Origin of the sequence: Candidatus Pelagibacter communis, assembly GCF_012932795.1 — a bacterium.
Classification (GTDB): Bacteria; Pseudomonadota; Alphaproteobacteria; order Pelagibacterales; family Pelagibacteraceae; genus Pelagibacter; species Pelagibacter ubique_S.
This window is the reverse complement of the sequence record NZ_LANA01000002.1, coordinates 57,672-75,524: the sequence shown is the minus strand read 5'-3', so window position 1 is coordinate 75,524 and position 17,853 is coordinate 57,672. Positions and strand designations below refer to the sequence as shown.

The 17,853-nt window shown below is 28.9% G+C and carries 18 protein-coding genes; 5 read left to right on the top strand and 13 right to left on the bottom strand.

The features are described 5' to 3' along the window. Positions 1-50: 50 nt before the first annotated feature. A complete protein-coding gene (locus VP91_RS04375) occupies positions 51-875 on the top strand; it encodes a ribonucleotide reductase (RefSeq protein WP_169036241.1) in 825 nt (274 codons plus the stop codon). 2 nt (positions 876-877) lie between these two features. Here the strand turns inward: VP91_RS04375 and aspS are convergent, their stop codons facing one another. From aspS to VP91_RS04360, 3 genes are read right to left on the bottom strand one after another with little or no spacing between them, the layout of a single operon-like run. Further along, positions 878-2,662 carry an aspartate--tRNA ligase gene (gene aspS / locus VP91_RS04370; protein ID WP_169036240.1) on the bottom strand — a complete coding sequence of 595 codons (1,785 nt, stop codon included), beginning with the start codon at positions 2,660-2,662 and terminating at the stop codon, positions 878-880. Continuing rightward, a complete protein-coding gene (locus VP91_RS04365) occupies positions 2,663-3,325 on the bottom strand; it encodes a DnaA ATPase domain-containing protein (protein ID WP_169036239.1) in 663 nt (220 codons plus the stop codon). Beyond that, positions 3,322-4,398, bottom strand: a complete 1,077-nt coding sequence (locus VP91_RS04360) for a hypothetical protein (protein ID WP_169036238.1) — start codon at positions 4,396-4,398, stop codon at positions 3,322-3,324. The genes VP91_RS04365 and VP91_RS04360 overlap by 4 nt, the downstream gene beginning before the upstream one ends. Before the next feature lie 11 nt (positions 4,399-4,409). On the opposite strand from VP91_RS04360, the gene purM reads away from it, so the two are divergent. Both purM and purN read left to right on the top strand, forming a co-directional pair. Further along, a complete protein-coding gene (gene purM, locus VP91_RS04355; RefSeq protein WP_169036237.1) occupies positions 4,410-5,438 on the top strand; it encodes a phosphoribosylformylglycinamidine cyclo-ligase in 1,029 nt (342 codons plus the stop codon). Further along, positions 5,416-5,994, top strand: a complete 579-nt coding sequence (purN, locus tag VP91_RS04350; protein ID WP_169036236.1) for a phosphoribosylglycinamide formyltransferase — start codon at positions 5,416-5,418, stop codon at positions 5,992-5,994. The genes purM and purN overlap by 23 nt, the downstream gene beginning before the upstream one ends. Here purN and VP91_RS04345 read toward each other — a convergent pair. Then, a complete protein-coding gene (locus tag VP91_RS04345) occupies positions 5,984-6,349 on the bottom strand; it encodes a hypothetical protein (protein WP_169036235.1) in 366 nt (121 codons plus the stop codon). The two genes, purN and VP91_RS04345, sit on opposite strands and share 11 nt — an antisense overlap. Before the next feature lie 121 nt (positions 6,350-6,470). Then, complete coding sequence (locus VP91_RS04340; protein WP_169036234.1) at positions 6,471-6,752, bottom strand: hypothetical protein; 282 nt, start codon at positions 6,750-6,752, stop codon at positions 6,471-6,473. A gap of 123 nt (positions 6,753-6,875) precedes the next feature. On the opposite strand from VP91_RS04340, the gene VP91_RS04335 reads away from it, so the two are divergent. Continuing rightward, a complete protein-coding gene (locus tag VP91_RS04335) occupies positions 6,876-7,724 on the top strand; it encodes a DMT family transporter (RefSeq protein WP_169036233.1) in 849 nt (282 codons plus the stop codon). A gap of 6 nt (positions 7,725-7,730) precedes the next feature. Here VP91_RS04335 and VP91_RS04330 read toward each other — a convergent pair whose 3' ends face one another. From VP91_RS04330 to VP91_RS04315, 4 genes are read right to left on the bottom strand one after another with little or no spacing between them, the layout of a single operon-like run. Beyond that, a complete protein-coding gene (locus VP91_RS04330; RefSeq protein ID WP_169036232.1) occupies positions 7,731-8,318 on the bottom strand; it encodes a sarcosine oxidase subunit gamma family protein in 588 nt (195 codons plus the stop codon). Then, complete coding sequence (locus VP91_RS04325) at positions 8,315-11,311, bottom strand: sarcosine oxidase subunit alpha family protein (protein ID WP_169036231.1); 2,997 nt, start codon at positions 11,309-11,311, stop codon at positions 8,315-8,317. The genes VP91_RS04330 and VP91_RS04325 overlap by 4 nt, the downstream gene beginning before the upstream one ends. A gap of 1 nt (position 11,312) precedes the next feature. Continuing rightward, complete coding sequence (locus VP91_RS04320; RefSeq protein ID WP_169036230.1) at positions 11,313-11,579, bottom strand: sarcosine oxidase subunit delta; 267 nt, start codon at positions 11,577-11,579, stop codon at positions 11,313-11,315. Continuing rightward, positions 11,580-12,836 (bottom strand): sarcosine oxidase subunit beta family protein, encoded by a 1,257-nt coding sequence (locus VP91_RS04315; RefSeq protein ID WP_169036229.1) that lies wholly within the window; start codon positions 12,834-12,836, stop codon positions 11,580-11,582. A 127-nt stretch (positions 12,837-12,963) separates the two neighbouring features. Here VP91_RS04315 and VP91_RS04310 point away from each other — a divergent pair, with 127 nt between their 5' ends. Then, on the top strand, positions 12,964-14,649 hold the full coding sequence (locus tag VP91_RS04310) for a formate--tetrahydrofolate ligase (RefSeq protein WP_169036228.1): 1,686 nt from the start codon (positions 12,964-12,966) through the stop codon (positions 14,647-14,649). Between the two features lie 3 nt (positions 14,650-14,652). On the opposite strand, the gene VP91_RS04305 is transcribed toward VP91_RS04310, so the two are convergent. Genes VP91_RS04305 through VP91_RS04290 form a run of 4 tightly spaced genes read right to left on the bottom strand, consistent with a single transcriptional unit; the run spans position 14,653 to position 17,835 of the window. After that, a complete protein-coding gene (locus VP91_RS04305; protein ID WP_169036227.1) occupies positions 14,653-15,444 on the bottom strand; it encodes a type 1 glutamine amidotransferase in 792 nt (263 codons plus the stop codon). After that, positions 15,441-16,604, bottom strand: coding sequence for an iron-containing alcohol dehydrogenase (locus VP91_RS04300; RefSeq protein WP_169036226.1), 1,164 nt, complete (start codon positions 16,602-16,604; stop codon positions 15,441-15,443). Before VP91_RS04300 ends, VP91_RS04305 begins: the two co-directional genes overlap by 4 nt. A gap of 14 nt (positions 16,605-16,618) precedes the next feature. After that, complete coding sequence (locus tag VP91_RS04295) at positions 16,619-16,813, bottom strand: hypothetical protein (RefSeq protein WP_169036225.1); 195 nt, start codon at positions 16,811-16,813, stop codon at positions 16,619-16,621. After that, positions 16,807-17,835: a 2-dehydropantoate 2-reductase N-terminal domain-containing protein gene (locus tag VP91_RS04290; RefSeq protein WP_169036224.1), complete on the bottom strand. Its 1,029-nt coding sequence runs from the start codon at positions 17,833-17,835 to the stop codon at positions 16,807-16,809. The genes VP91_RS04295 and VP91_RS04290 overlap by 7 nt, the downstream gene beginning before the upstream one ends. Between the last annotated feature and the right edge of the window lie 18 nt (positions 17,836-17,853).

Sequence of the window (17,853 nt, the reverse complement as noted above, 5' to 3'; positions counted from 1 at the left end):
ATATAAATTATTTATCTTAAGATTCAAAATTAAAATTAAATAAAGGAAAAATGGCAAAATATTTAGTAGAAACTTATTACACATGCAGCTTTAAAGTTAATCACTACTTAGATGATGTTAATGAAGCAGAATTAGCAAATCTTGAAAAACGTGACGATGGAAAATTTGAAGTTTTAGATGTTAAACTTGATACTAGAAAAACAAAAAGTTTAGATCCAAATAACAATAAAGTAACAGAAACAAAAAAATTAGACATTTTAACTGAGCAAAACCAATCAAAAATTATTTCAAAAGAAAATAATACTACATTTGTAAAGAAGATTACTGAAGGTGTGGGTAAGAGATTTAGTATGCCTGATAGAAGAAAAGGCTATATTCAAAAGGCAACTATTGGTGATCATAAAGTTTATTTACATACTGGTGAATATGAAGATGGTAAAATAGGTGAAATATTTATTGATACAAGTAAAGAGGGAGAACTAGTAAAAGCTTTAATGAATAATTTTGCTATAGCTATATCACTTGGACTCCAGTATGGCGTTCCTTTAGATGAGTTTATAAGTGCTTATGTCGATACGAAATTTGAACCATCTGGAAAAGTTTACGGCAATGACAGAATAATAAGTGCATCTTCAATTTTAGATTATATTTTTAGAGAATTGGCTATTTCATACCAAAGCAGAGAAGACCTGGCGCATACACCAGCTATTGGTGGATCGGATAGATCTTCACCTGAGGAGGAAAATACAGAAGATCAAAATCAACTACTTAAAATTGTAAAAGATATTACTAGCAAAGGGTTTGTTAGAAATAATTACAAAAAAAACCTTGTGGATCTATCAGATGTTAAAATAAGTTTAAAAGGTAAAAAGTAATATTATTTTTTAAGTTTTAAAGCCAATCCAAGTTCTTTAAGTTGCTCTTCATTAACTTCTGAGGGAGCATTCATCATTAAGTCTTGGGCATTTTGATTCATTGGAAACATTGTAACTTCTCTAATATTCTTCTCGTTAGCTAAAAGCATTATAATTCTATCTATTCCTGGTGCTATACCTCCATGAGGAGGTGAACCATAACTAAGTGCGTTAATCATGCCACTAAATTTATCATTAACTTGTTCTTTTTTATACCCAGCAATTGAGAATAATTTATACATCAGTTCTGGTATGTGATTTCTAATTGCACCAGAAGATAATTCTATTCCATTACAGACAATATCATATTGATATGCTTTAATGCTAAGTGGATTATCAAAATCAATATCTTTTACATCTCCCTGAGGCATTGAAAATGGGTTGTGGCTAAATTCAATTTTATTAGTCATTTTATTTTTTTCAAACATTGGATAATCAACAATCCAGCAAAATGCAAAAATATTTTCATTAATTAAGTCTAAATCTTTAGCAATTTTATCTCTAGCTTGAGAGGAAATTTTTTCTACATCATTTATTTTACCACAAGCTAAAAATATACTATCCCCAACTTCAGCTCCTGTAATTTTTGTGATTTCTTCTAACGCTTCTTTTGAAAAAAATTTACCTACTGGTCCCTTAGCTGAAATATTTTCATTTTTTTCAATTGTAAAATAAGCAAGACCAGACGCACCTTGTTCCTTAGCCCATTTATCAATGTTGTCAAAAAAACTTCTAGGTTTTTCTTTTGTATTCTTGGTTACTATACATCTTACTTTAGATCCAGATTTTACAAGTTTTTTAAATATTTCAAAAGTAACATCATCACGTATAAATATGTCTGATAAATCATAAATAATTAATGGGTTTCTTAAATCAGGTTTATCTGTTCCATACTTAAGCATTGACTCATCATAAGAAATTCTTGGAAATTTTTCATATATTAATTTTTTTGAAGAAAAATTTGTAAAAACATTCACTATCAATTTTTCTACAACCTGAAAAATGTCTTCCTGTTCAACAAATGACATTTCTAAATCTAGCTGATAGAATTCACCAGGACTTCTATCTGCTCTAGCATCTTCATCTCTAAAACATGGGGCAATTTGAAAATATTTATCAAATCCCGATACCATTATTAATTGTTTAAATTGTTGTGGTGCTTGTGGTAAGGCATAAAATTTACCTGGGTTTAATCTACTTGGTACCAAAAAATCCCTAGCACCTTCAGGACTCGAAGAAGTAAGTATTGGTGTTTGAAACTCTAAAAATCCAAGTTTAAACATTTCATTTCTAATAAAAGAAATAACTTTTGATCTTAAAATAATATTGTCATGAATTTTTTTTCTTCTTAAGTCTAAATATCTATATTTAAGTCTAATTTCTTCAGCATATTCTTGATCACTAAAAACAGGCATTGGAAGTTCCTTACATTTTCCCAGTACTTCAAATTTATCAATATTGACCTCTATGTCACCAGTTTTAAGTTCAGAATTGATGGTATCTTCACTTCTCTCAACAACTTTTCCAATAATCTTAATTACACTTTCTAACTGGGTTTTTTCTAATAATTTAAAAAAATCATTACTTTTATCAATAATACATTGTGTCATTCCATAATTATCTCTTAAGTCAATAAACAAAAGATTTCCATGATCTCTTTTTTTATTAATCCATCCAGATAATACAATTTCTTGTCCACTATTATCTTTAGTTAATTCGTTACAATTATGTGTTCTATATTTATTCAACTATTTTTCTAATGCTTCATTAATAATCTTAAAGTCAATTGATTTTTTTTTTTTTAAACTAATCTTGTCAATTTTATATATGAATTCAAATATTTTACTATACGATCTATCAACTCTTTTAATAATAAAATCAATCAATTTTTTATCTAATGTAATCTGTCTATCAGATAAATTTTTAAGAATTAATGCAAACATTAGTTCATCATCAGGGTTTTCAATTTTTGCTAGAAGACAATTTCTAGTTCTTGACCTGAAATCTTTTAACTTAAAACTAATTTCAGCTATTGGTTTTAAAGAAGTAATTATTAAAAATTTATTATCTTGATCAATTATATTGAATAAAGTGTAAGCAAGCTTCTCGTCAATATCTGCATTTAAATCTTCTAAAACTACATTTTGATTAAGTTTAACAGTTTCTAAATTTTTATTACACAATTTATTAGAATGGATTCTTATTCCTTTAAATTTTTTTATAAAGATATTGGTTAAATGAGTTTTGCCAGAAAATTTTTCTCCACTTATATTTAAAAAGTTTTTTTCCCATTTGGGCCAATTATTTATTAGCTCAAATGGGTAAAAATTACTTTTTCCAACATAAAAATCATCATCTTTAAAATTTTGTTCGTAGTCAAATTTTAATAATAGTTGATTTAAATTTTTCATTTAATTATCCAAATATTATTTTCTATAACTAGATTAAAATTTTTATTATTCATATCATTAAAAAAAAAATTAGGTGGTCCATTATAAATTATTTTGTATTGAGTGTTATTATTATCAAAATTTGATATATAAAAATCTGCTACTAAATCGATATTGTTGAGTGTATTCTCTAAAGCAATAATCTTCTTATATTCCCCTGACTTTATTGATAAAGTTAAAGGAAGTTTTATGGATGTATTAATTTCATTATTTTTTTTCCATTGATCCTCATAAGTATTTTTTAATTTTTTTAAAATTTTTTCAACATCTTCTTCATTATTTAAATTAATTTGAGAATATGTCTTATTATTTATTTTAAGTGAGTCATTTAAATTTATCTTTGAAAGAGTCTTAAATTCATCTTTATTTTTATATATTATTAGAATTATATGATCTTTTAAATCATATTTTTTAATCAAATTCGCAAAATCATATGTATCTATGGTGTCCAGCATATTTTGAATTTTACTCAAATCTTCAAGATCTTCTGTTGGTAATATATAATCTAACAATTGATATTTTTCTTTCTTTTTGTTCCATCTCTTGTAGAAAATATTATCAAATAGATAAACACTATTACTTTCTATATCTACTAATATTGGTATTAATAAAACTTTATTTTTTATTGGTATTGAGGGAAATATATTTTTTTTTTCTAAAAAGGTTAAAATTTTTTTTTTATTAAATGATGTTTCAAGTTTTGCAAAATATACATTATTTGTAAATTTCTCATTACTAATGGTAAAAGAATCAATCATACTTTTTAGTTCCTTTGTTGAAACATTTTTAATTTTGTTTTTATCACCTGAGGTTGTAATCATTGAAAGTAAATTTGAGAAAGAAATATGAAAGCCAGCATCTATTACTGTATTTTTCTTAAAATTTAGGTCAAATGAGGATGAGATTTCAATATCAGATACTCTAAAAGCATCAGCTTTCAAATAAGTTGTGGAAAAAATTATTATAAATAAGACTATTGAAAAAAAAAATATATATACTTTTTGTAATCTAAATATTTTATTAATAATTTGCATATTTAATAATAATGAAAAAAAAAAATTTTACCTATGAAAAAAGCGGTGTAAACATAGATACTGCTGATAATTTTATTAAATTCATTTCTTCTACCTCATCAAATAATAAAGGCAAAAAAAAGTTTAATAATATTGGCAGTTTTGGGTCAATTTCCAATATACCAAAAAATTTAAAAAAACCCAAAATTGTAGCTTGTACCGATGGGGTTGGAACAAAAGTTGAAATAGCAAATATACTTAATAAATACGACACAATTGGTATCGATTTAGTTGCAATGAGTGTTAACGATTTAATTGTTCAAGGAGCAAAGCCTTTGCTATTTCTCGATTATATTTCAATTAATAAAATTAATTTAAATAAATTAAAATCTATTCTTAGGGGAATAATAAAAGGTTGTAAAATTTCCAATTGTGAACTTGTTGGTGGTGAAACTGCTGAAATGCCAGGTACGTATGAAAAAGGTAAATTTGATATTGCTGGTTTTGCTGTAGGTTTGGTAGAAGAAAAAAAAATTTTTAAAAAAAAAGATATAAAAAAAAATGATTTAATACTAGCTATACCATCCAGTGGACTTCATTCTAATGGGTATTCCCTAGTTAGATATGTTTTAAAAAAAAAAAAAATCAAATTAGAAAAAAATTTATTTTTAAAAAAAGAATTAATTAAACCTACAAAAATTTATGTTAAAGAAGTTTTGAATCTAATTAATAACAATCTCATAAAGGGATGTGCAAATATAACAGGTGGTGGAATAGCTGATAATATTAAAAGAATAATCCCAGACAAATTAGTTGCAAATATTAATTTAGATAAGATTAAAACAAAAAAAATTTTTAAGTGGCTTAAACAAAATAACATTAATGATGCTGAAATGCTTAAAACTTTTAATTGTGGTGTGGGTTTTTGTCTAATAGTGAAAGAAAATAATCTAAAAAAAATTACAAGATATTTTACGAAAGAATTTAAACCATATGTTATTGGTAAAATTACTTCTGGAAATAACAAAGTTAAACTTAATGGTAAAATTGACTGGTCCTAAAAAAACTAAAACTGCAGTTTTTATTTCTGGAACAGGAAGTAATCTGCTCAGTTTGATAAAATTCTCAAAAAAAAAAAGATGTCCAATTTCAATAGATTTAATTATTTCAAACTATGTTAAAGCTAAAGGCTTAAAATATTCAGTAAAATTTAATATAGAAAAAAAAATATTTAGTTTTAAAAAAAAAAATCTAAATAATAAAAAAATATTTTCTTATTTACAAAAAAAAAAAATTAAACTTATTTGCCTAGCAGGTTTTATGGAAATTTTACCAAGTGATTTTATTAAAAAATTTAAAGGCACAATTATTAATATTCATCCATCTTTATTACCTAAGTACAAAGGACTAAATACCCATGAAAGAGCTATTAAAAATGAAGATAAATTTTCAGGATGCACGGTTCATTATGTTTCTAAAAAATTAGACTCTGGGAAAATAATATTACAAAGCAAAGTTAGAATATCATCAAAAGATAATGCCACATCTTTAGCTAAAAAAATTCTCAAAAAAGAACATAAGCTATATCCTGCTTCTATATCAAAAATTATGGATTAGAGTTTTCTTTTGAATACAAATTAGCAACAACTCTATAAAATTCTGAAGATTTTTTAGCTATAGTTTTTTTATCTATAGTTTTTTTAGTTATAGATTTATTTATTGAATCTATAATCTTATTATCATCTACTTTTTGAATTAATAGTTTTTGAAAATTTTCAATTGGTGTTTTGCCTGTAATTTTTGTTACTGTGTAATTAGTGCTGTAAGATATTCCTGCTTGTAAAGCACTTCCAGTGCTTGCACCAGTTACTGCAGCTGGTCCTAAAAATGCAGAACTTTGAACACATCCACTAAGTGTAAACAAAGCTAGTACACCAATTAAAAAACTTTTTATAAAAAGCGATTCTTTCATACACTTTCTTTTATTTAATATTTATTGCAACTCAAGTTGGAATTTGAATTTATTAGATTTACATTCAACTTATAATTGAGAAAATATTGTTATTTATTTTAAATTAAAAATTTTATTTTGTTTAATCTAATAATTTTCTGGTTTTTATGATTCTCGCTTTTAAGAATTTTTGCAATTCATCGTCATTTATATTTGGTTCTAAAATTTCTCTGATATTTTTCTGTGTAGTTTTACCAGTAATTTCATTTATGGCTTTATTAGTGGTATAAGAAAGCCCTGCCTGGTATGCATTTCCAGTTGTTCCCAAAGTGTAAGCCGGTCCAAGTAAAGAAACTGGATTTTGGGCGCAATTATTCAGAAATAATATTAAAAAAAATGAAAAAAAAAGATTTTTATTAATCATTAATTAAGAATCTTATACATTTAAATTTACAACTCAAGATAGAATTAAAACTCTTTGTTTTCATGCTTTATTTAACTAAATTAAGTAAGAATATGAAAGAGTTAATGTTCTATAAAGCCTGAAATGAACACAATTTTTCCCTACTTGTTTATCGTACTTTGGTCATCTGCTTTTGTTACAACAAAGCCAATAATTGATAATAGCGATCCTTTTGCTGCTTTAGCATTTAGATTTTTTTTTGTTGCATTAGGTTTTCTTATATACGCAATTTATAAGAAGAAAATAATTTTTACTAACATCAAAAATTTACTTCAGTCTCTTTTTAGTGGAGTTCTATTCCATGGTGTTTATTTAGGAGGTGTTTTTTATTCAGTTTCAATTGGAATGCCTACTGGAATAACAGCTCTAATTGTAACTCTGCAACCAGTTCTCACAAATGTTTTAGCTGAAAAATTTTTAAAGGAAAAAGTTTCATTCAAACAATGGATTGGAATTTTACTTGGATTTATTGGTGCTTCCGTAGTATTAGGTTTTGATATTGGGTCAAGTCTTCCTTTAATGGGAGTAATCGCATCTTTTATTGCCCTGCTTGCAATAACAACTTCCACTATTTGGCAAAAAAGAATTGGAAATAATTTATCTTTATCTGTAAGCAATATGTATCAAGCAATAGGTGGATGCCTATTTCATGTTTTGATTATCATCTTTTTTACTAAAACTTATATAGATTTTAACTCGACTTTCTTAATTGCTATGAGTCATCAAATATTTCTTGTTTCATTTGGAGCATTCACAATTTTAATGTTTTTAATTAAAAATAATTCAGCAAGTAAAACTGTTTCTATATTTTTCTTAATTCCACCCACTACCGCAGTAATGGCTTGGTTATTTTTAAATGAAACTTTAAATAATATAGATTTAATTGGATTCGGAATAGCAACACTTGGTGTCTATATTGCAACAAGAAAATAATAGTATCTAAACGTTCTTATAACCATATTCCAAGCAAGCGTCTGTAATAGAGTGATATAATGACTCACCAAAACTTCTAAGAGTAAATATTCTAATTTTATCAGGTTTATCCTCTAACATATCTATAGTCACTGACATTCCATTATAAACTGAATTTAAACAGTTATTATTTTTTAATTCATTAAAGTTATATGGACATCCTTTTTTTAATATTTCTTTTGTATTTTTTCCTTCTATCTGAATTATTGTTCTGCTATGAGATAAATTAGTTATAGCAAAATCTGTTTCTTTTAATTTTTCATTTATTTCTTTTAAAACTTCTTTATTGATTGAAATTAAAAGCCAGTTATTTGGGCCATTCCATAAAATTCTTGTTTTGCTGTTGCAGTGTACAGTCAACGTCTCATCATTTAAGTTGAGGTTGTCAATTTTTATATCTTTGTTTGTGATTGATGATTTTTTATATTTAACTATTTGAACAATTAAAAAATCTTTTAATTCACTTATTCTTAACAGCTCACTTTCATTTTTTCCTTCATGGTCGCCAAATAAACCCTTTATGTGTGCATCTCTTAAAGCTGAAATAGAACTCATGATCTAACCCTTTCACCTTTTGGATCTACGTAATGTGAAGAAACTATTTCAACAGGTATCGTTTTATTTTTTAATGGTGACATTGCAAATAACTTTTGCCCAATCATATTTTTTCCATCTTTAATAATTGCTAGAGAGAATGGATTGTCATACTCAACACTCCAACATGATGCAGAAATATAACCTAATTTAGGATTTGGTATTTGTGCTTTTGCATCTTTAACTAAATGAGATCCTTCAGGTATGCTTGTTTTTTTATCAATGGGCACGACGCCTACTACTTTTTGTCTATCTTCAGCTACAAAAGCTTTTCTACCTAAAGAGCGTTTGCCTATAAAATCTTTCTTTTTACTAACTAATCCTTCTAAAGAATTATCATAAGGAATGGTCCTGCCATCCAACTCTGATCCTGCAATGTGGCCCATTTCAATTCTTAATGTAGATAATGCCTCAGTTCCATAGGGTTGAATTTCAAATTCTTTACCTATTTCCATTATTTTTTCCCACATAAAGTTTCCATTATCTGACTCAACATTAACCTCATAAGCAAGTTCACCTGAGAATGAAATTCTAAAAATTCTTGCATGTACTCCAAATAATTCAGCTTCTAAGTATCCCATAAAAGGTAACCCATCGTTTGAAGTATCAATATTTGGAAATAGTTTTTGTAATAAATCTCTTGATTTTGGTCCAGCTATTGCAGCTCCTGCCCATTGTTCAGTGGTTGACACTACATTTACATTTAGTTCAGGCCATACTACTTGTAAGTAATACTCAAGATGTGATAAAACATTTGCAGCTTGTGCTGTTGTTGTCGTCATATGGTAATGGTTTTCAGAGATTCTAGTTGTTGTACCATCGTCCATAACAATTCCGTCTTCTCTTAACATTACACCGTACCTTGCTTTACCAACAGGCAACTTTAACCAAGCATTAGTATAAACTCGATTTAGTAGTTCTGCAGCATCAGGTCCTTTAATATCAATTTTACCTAAAGTAGTTACATCACATACACCTACATTTGCTCTAACATTTTTAGCTTCTCTTTTAGAACCTTCAAATAATGTTTCTTCTCCAATTTTGTAATATCTGGGTCTCAACCAAACACCTGCATCTACAAACACTGCGTTATTTTTTTCATGCCAAGAGTGCATCGGTGATTTTCTTGTTGGTTTAGAATGTTTGCCAATTTCTCTTCCAACAATCGTACCAATAGTAACTGGTGTGTATGGTGGCCTAAAAGTTGTATGACCTACTTCTGGTACTATCTTATTTTCTATGTTTGAAACTAGTTGCAAACCGTTGAGATTGCTTGTTTTTCCTTGGTCTGTGGCCATTCCTAGTGTCGTATATCTTTTTACATGTTCAATAGATCGATAACCTTCCTTTAGTGCAATTTCTATATCAGAAACTGCTACATCATTTTGAAAATCTAAAAACCTTTTATATGTTTTTCCCTTAGGCAAAGGTACACACCAAAATTTATCGTGTGTGGTTGATTTTTTTTCCATAACTATTGGTGATGATGTTTTATTGTCATTATTAGTTATTTTTTTTGACAATTCATATCCACTATCAAATGAATTTTTTAATGTTTCTTCTAACGTAAAAGTTCCATTTGCAGCACCTAAAGTTGTTTCATTTTGTTTAGATAGCCCGGGTACAAATGCGTCTATGTCTTTATTAAAAATAGTTTTATTTCCAGATTGAGAGGCTAAGTGAATTGTTGGAGTCCAAAAACCTGAAACACAAATACAATCACAATTTATATTTTCTAAAGTTCCTAATTCATTTTTGTCATCTGAAATTTTTGCAACTTCTGCAGATTTAACTTTTTTATATCCTTTGGCTGCAACAACTACATGAGAAAATTTAATTTGAATATCTAATTTTTTTGCTTCATCTATAATTTCTGACTTAGGTTCTTTTCTTGTATCTAAAATAATCGGATCAACACCATTTTTTTTAAATTCTATAGCCGTTTCATATCCACTATCATTATTTGTAAATATTAAAGGTTTTTTACCAACTAAAACTCCATAGACTTTTAAATATTCTTTTGCTGCAGAAGACAGCATCACACCTGGTGTATCATTATTTCCAAATACTAAAGGTCTCTCAATAGAACCAGAAGAGATTAAAACTTCTTTAGCTCTAATATACCAAAGTCTTTGTTTTGGATTATATTTTTTAGTTTTAGGTAGGTGATCACTTAATTTTTCTGACATCACTAACATATTATGATCGTAGTAACCAAATACTTGAGATCTATTTTTAACAATAACATTAGGCATTTCTTTAAGTTCAGAAATAATATTTTCTGCCCATTCTTTTCCTGTTTGATTTCCAATATTAACTTCACTCGTTAATAAAGTTCCACCAAATCTAGGTTTGTCTTCTGCTAAAATTACTCTTGCTCCATTTTTGGCCGCAGCGTATGCACTTGCTAAACCAGAAGGTCCTGAACCTGCAATTAGTAAATCACAATACTCATATTTGTGTTCATACCTTTCTTTATCATGTTCTATTGATGCAACCCCAAGTCCAGCAGCTTTTCTTATAAATGGTTCATAAATTTTATACCAAAAACTTTTTGGCCACATGAAAGTTTTATAATAAAATCCTGCTGGAAGAAATATCTTTAAAAAATTATTAATTGCTCCAATATCAAAATTTACACTAGGCCAACAATTAACACTTGTTGCTTCCAAACCTTCAAAGAGCTCTTGTTCTGTAGTTTTTATATTCGGCTCAGTTTCATTATTTCTGTATAATTGAACAATTGCGTATGGTTCATCAACCCCTGCACCAAAAAAGCCTCTAGGTCTATGATATTTAAAGCTTCTTCCTATTAAATGAATTCCATTAGCAATCAGTGCAGATGCTAATGTGTCCCCCTCATAACCAAAATAAGTTACTCCATTAAATTTAAATGAGATTTTTTTATCTCTATTTATAAGTCCAATATTATCTAGTCTATAATTTTGAGTCATTTTAAATATCTTCGTGAGCTTTAACTGTTTTAAATATTTCGTGAGTGGCTGTGTCTCTTTCTACTTTAATCCACTGTCTACATCCTGATATATGTTGCCATAACTCTTTATGTTTTCCTCTTAAGCTTTTTCTGTTGTAGACAAAATTATCCCAATCTTTATCTGAAACTTCTTTATTAAGCTCTGGCCTTTTAACAGTTGCATCACCACCATATGAAAATTCATTTTGAGATCTCATCCCACAGTGAGGGCATTTAATGTGAAGCATTTATGAAATCCAAGTCTTTGTTCCAAGTCCTTTTTCATCTAGTAAGTGACCTGTATTAAATCTACTTAAGCTATAACCTTCATTTAATTTGTGAACTCTATCTTGTGCAATTGTATGAGCAAATGTCCATCCTGATGCTGGTGTGGCTTTAAACCCACCATAACACCAACCACAATTTAAATATAATCCTTCAATATGAGTTTTATCTATTATGGGTGAACCATCCATTGACATATCCATAATCCCTCCCCAAGTTCTAAGCATTTTTAATTTACTTAAAAAAGGCATCATTGCAATTCCTTCTGTTAGTACATGCTGTAGTGTTGGTAAATTTCCTCTTTGGGCATAACTATTATATCCATCCAAATCTCCCCCCATTACCATTTCACCTTTATCAGATTGACTAATATAAAAATGTCCTGCTCCAAAAGTAACCACACTATCTAATACAGGTTTAACAGGTTCCGTAACACATGCTTGAAGAAGATGAGTTTCTACTGGTATAGTCATATTTAGTTTTTCAGCTAAAATATTTGTACTTCCCGCAACACACAAACCAATTTTCTTAACTTTAATATCTCCTCGTGAAGTTCTCACTCCTTGAATTTTTCCACCCACAACATCAAAACCTGTTACCTCACAATTTTGAATTATATCTACCCCCATTGAATCTGCTTGACGAGCATAACCCCATGCAACAGCATCATGTCTTGCTGTTCCAGCACTTGGTTGCATTAATCCACCAAATATAGGAAACCTTACATTGTCTGAAAAATCTGCCATTGGAATAATTTCTTTTACTTCTTCTCTATTTAAAAGAACTGCATCAATACCATTTAAACGCATTGAGTTTCCTCTTCTTGCGAAAACGTTCATTTGGGCATCTGAGTGTGCAAGATTAATTATTCCTCTTGGAGAAAACATTACATTATAATTTAAATCCTGGCTCATCTTTCTCCATAGATCCATTCCAAACTCACTGAACAAAGCATTGTCGTCATGCATATAATTTGATCTAATAATCGTGGTATTTCTCCCCATATTTCCACCACCAAGCCATCCTTTTTCAATAATAGCTACATTTGTAATATTGTGTTCTTTTGCAAGGTAATATGCGGTAGCTAGCCCATGGCCTCCACCACCAATTATAACAACATCATATTCCTTTTTTGGAGTAGCATCTTTCCAGGCTAAATCCCACTTTTGATGACCGGAGAAAGCATTTTTTATTAGGTTAAATATTGAATATTTTTGCATTAATTAATTTTATCTAAAAGAATATAAATAGTTATTATTATTTTTATATATAATTTTTATAAGTTTCAAAAATTCATAAAAGAAGATACTAATTCCTCAAAGAAATATTAATTTACAGGAGTTTTAGATGAGCGAAGTTAAATCAGACATTCAGATAGCTAGAGAAGCTAAAATGCAACCTATAAATGATATCTTGGCAAAAATAAATGTACCAGATGAAAGTACTGCGTTCAGTCCAATGGGCAGACATATTGCAAAAATTAACTTAGAGTATCTAGATACTTTAAAAGATAAACCTGACGGAAAACTTATTTTAGTAACTGCAATCACACCAACTCCAGCAGGTGAAGGTAAAACCACAACTTCAGTTGGTTTAAATGATGGCTTAAATAAAATAGGAAAAAAATCTATTGTTTGTTTAAGAGAACCAAGCCTTGGTCCTTCTTTTGGAATGAAGGGTGGTGCTGCTGGTGGTGGTTATGCTCAAGTAGTTCCAATGGAGCAAATTAATTTACATTTCACAGGAGACTTTCATGCAATAACTTCTGCTCATAATTTATTATCTGCATTAATTGATAACCACATCTATTGGGGAAATAAATTAGATATTGATGTTAGAAGAATTACATGGAAAAGAGTTATGGATATGAATGATCGTTCTTTAAGATCAATTAATATTAATTTAGGAGGAGTAGCAAATGGTTTTCCAAGAGAAGATAGCTTTGATATAACTGTAGCATCAGAAATCATGGCAATCTTTTGTCTATCAAATGATTTAGGGGATTTAGAAAAAAGAATTGGAAATATTACGATTGCATACACAAGAGGTAAAAAACCTGTTTATGCTAAAGATTTAAAAGCACAAGGTCCAATGACTGTATTATTAAAGGATGCAATTAGACCTAATGTTACTCAAACTTTAGAAAACAATCCTGCAATTATTCATGGTGGTCCTTTTGCTAACATTGCACATGGTTGTAATTCTGTAATTGCTACAAAGACTGGACTAAAACTTGCTGACTACGTTGTTACAGAAGCAGGATTTGGCGCAGACCTTGGTGCGGAAAAATTTCTTGATATTAAATGCAGAAAGTCAGATTTAAAACCTAGCTGTGTTGTAATTGTTGCAACTATTAGGGCTTTAAAAATGCATGGTGGTGTAGCAAAAGATGATCTTAAAACAGAGAATGTAGAAGCATTAAAAATGGGTTTAGTTAATCTTCAAAGACATGTTGAAAATATTAAAAAGTTTAACTTACCTGTTGCAATTGCTATTAATCATTTCATCAAAGATAGTGATAATGAAGTAAAAGCTTTAATTGAATTTTGTAATAAAATTGGTGTTAAAGCAAGTCTCTGCACTCACTGGGCAGATGGTGGTGAGGGAACAAAAGAGTTAGCAAATAATGTTGCTGAACTATGTGATAAAAATGAGAATAAATTTAAATTCTTATATGAAAATAAAACTGCTCTTTTTAAGAAGATAGAAACAATTGCTAAAGAAATTTATAGAGCAGATGAAGTTATTGCAGACACTAAAATCAGAGAACAATTAAAAAGCTTTGAGGATGCTGGTTATGGTGATTTCCCTATTTGTATTGCTAAAACACAATATAGCTTTTCAACAGATCCAAGCTTAAAAGGAGCGCCAACTGGACACTCTTTACCAATTAGAGAGATCAAACTTTCTTCTGGAGCAGAGTTTATTGTTGTTATATGTGGGGCTGTTATGACAATGCCTGGACTACCAAGAGTTCCAGCGGCAGATTCAATTAAGCTAAATAAAGATGGTCAAATTGAAGGTCTATTTTAGAAACTAGTTACGTAGATAATTAAGCCAATTTCTAACTTCACATGTTCTATTATTAAAATCTAATAGTTCGTTTTGAGATTTTATGTATGAAATATGACTTTCATACTCTTCTTCATTTAAAAAATTCTTATTTACAAATAGTCGTTCTTTACGACCTTCGATAAGTTTAAGCATCTGAAAATATTCATAATCAGGATGATATTGTAAACCAATAATTTCAGAGTTTCCTGCATTAAAGCTAACACCCATTACATTGTTAACTTCATCACTTGATAGAAGAATAGCATTTTTTGGTAATTCACTAACTTCATCAAAATTAAATGCTGGTGATGTAAAAAATTTTTTTTTATCTTTGTATATAAAATGCTTCTCACCTTCATTATTAATAATTACGTCTGATGCAATTCCAATGTGAGCACCATTTTTCCCAGGGTTTACTTTACCTCCAGCTGCTGTTGAGCAGATTTGCAATCCCCAACAAATAGCTAAAATTTTTTTTTTTTGAGTAAAACAATTTGATGCAAAATTAATATGTTTCTTAATCACATCTGTCATATCATTTATTCTCATTGCACCACCCGTAAAGACAATACCATTATATTTACTCATATTTTTTAGAGCACTTGTTGTCTCCTCATCATGACCAGGATTTATAATTTCAGTAATTGCAGATGGTTCTATTTTTAAAATTAAGTTTTTTAAGTTATCTGCTGCAGAACTTCCAGCAGCCTTAATAAAAAACTCACTATCTTCTCTAATATTTCCCTCAACAATTAAAATATTCAAATCACTCATTTAAACAATTCACCTGTCATACTGTGTTGGTACATTATCTTCATATCATCTTCTGTTAATTTTTTTGGATTTCCTCCGGTAGATGGGTCTGCTAAAGCCATTTTTGATAATCTATCAATATCAAAATCTTTTTCATCAATCACTTCTGATAATTTATGAGGCATATCAAGTTTTTTTCTTAAATCTAAAACCCAGTTAACAAAACCATCAAAAGATCTGTCTTTAAGCTCTAAATAGTCACAAATTTTAATTATTTTCTTTTCAATTACATCTTTGTTAAAAGTTAATACGTAAGGCATAAATATTGCATTAGATAAACCGTGATGAATATTATTTAATGCATTGACTGGATGACTTAAAGAATGAATTGCCCCTAAGCCTTTTTGAAATGCTGTTGACCCCATACTAGCTGCTGTTAACATGTTTTGCCGTGCTTCAATATTTGATCCATTATTAACTGCTTCAAGTAACCAATCATTAATTAATCTCATGCCCTCTAAAGCAATTCCATCAGCCATTGGGTGATATCCAGGAGCACAATATGCCTCTAAGTTGTGAGCTAGCGCATCCATACCAGTTGCGGCTGTAATCTTTGCGGGCAATCCAACTGTTAAAACTGGATCTAAAATAACTATTGAGGGTAAAAATTTAGGATGAAAAATAATATTTTTTACACCTGTTTCTTCATTCAATATTACTGACGCTCGTCCTGTTTCAGAACCAGTGCCTGCAGTTGTGGGTACAGCAATAATTGGTGCAATTTTATCAGAGTTTGCTTTAGTCCAGTTATCACCAACATCTTCAAAATCCCAAATAGACTGTGTTTGACCCGACATGAATGCTATAGCTTTACCAACGTCTAAGCCACTACCTCCTCCAAAAGCTATCACTCCATCACAATTATTTTTCTTATAATAATCAGCACCTTCATTTACATTGGTGCCAGTAGGGTTACCAACAACATTTGAATATAATTCAACTAAAATACCATTTTCTTTTAGATTATTTAAAACGTTAATTACAATCTTTGATTTAGCTAGACCACTATCAGTTACCAACAAAGGTTTATTAATATTCAAAGTTTTACAAGCAATACTTAAATCTTTAACTCTATCTTTGCCAACCCACATAGTTGTTGGATAATTCCAGTCTGAGTTCATGAGTTGATCTCTTTCTAATCTTTATTTTTTTTAATTTCTTCTTCACAAAATTTTTTAGCTTCTTCAAGATCAACAATTTTAGACTTAGATAATTTTTGACTTCCAGCTAAACAGGCATCTACAGCTCTTTTTAAATTATGATCACTAAAATTTAAAATAACCACCATTCCAAGTACTATAAAAGCAAATATTAATATATTTTTTACCATTTAATCTCTAATTTCTTATTTTCACATATGGTATTTAGCATACTAAACATTAATGGAAAATGTTTAGAATTAAGATCTTGTAAAATTTTAGGTCCAATTTCTAATGCAAGTTGCGCACCCTCAACTGTAATATTTTTCATAAATTTTTCTTTAGCTTCTTTATATAAATATCCTTCACCTAAATATTTTCCCATTAAACTATTTCTTCCCCCTATTGCACTTACATATAAATCACCTAAACCAGCTAGACCATAAACTGTATCTGCTCTACCTCCATAGAAAGAAACAAATTCAACCATTTCAGAAATTGATCTATGAATTAATGAGGCTGATGTATTTAAATAATATTTAGATTGAATTTCTTTAGGTGCTTTTGAATTACTTAATCCTTCAGAAGCTCCAATTAACATTGAATAAATATTTTTAATTGCACCTGATAACTCGATGCCAGTTAAATCATCTGACACTTCTGTTGAATAATAATTTGTTGATATAATTTTTTTTAATTTTTCTGTTTCCTTAATGTCTGGGTTTGCAATGACTGTTCCGGTTCTCATTTTATATGCAAGACCTGCTGCTAAACAAGGTCCTTTGATTGCTGAAATATTTACATCTCCATGACCTTTTTCTTTGAGAAGTTTTTTAATTTTATCTGAAAGTGTTATTAATTCATTTTCCTCTACAGCTAGACCTTTTGTTAATAAGATAATTGGAAGATTTTTTTTGTAAGTTGATGCTATTTGTTTAACAAACCATTCAATTCCTACAGAGCTAACACCTGCAACAATTATATCCACACCTTCTTCAAGGATTGATTTTAATTTCTTAAATTTTTCTACCTTTAATTTTGATGATAATTCAATATTTAAGGCTGGATGCAAATTATTATTTGACTGAATATTATTTATTAAATTATCCTCAAGATGAGTACCAACAAGTGTCACTTCATTCTGGTTTTCAAGACATGGTACAGCAAAAGCTGACCCCATAGCTCCAGCACCAATAATAATAATTTTTTTCATAATACTGTATTTTTTTAT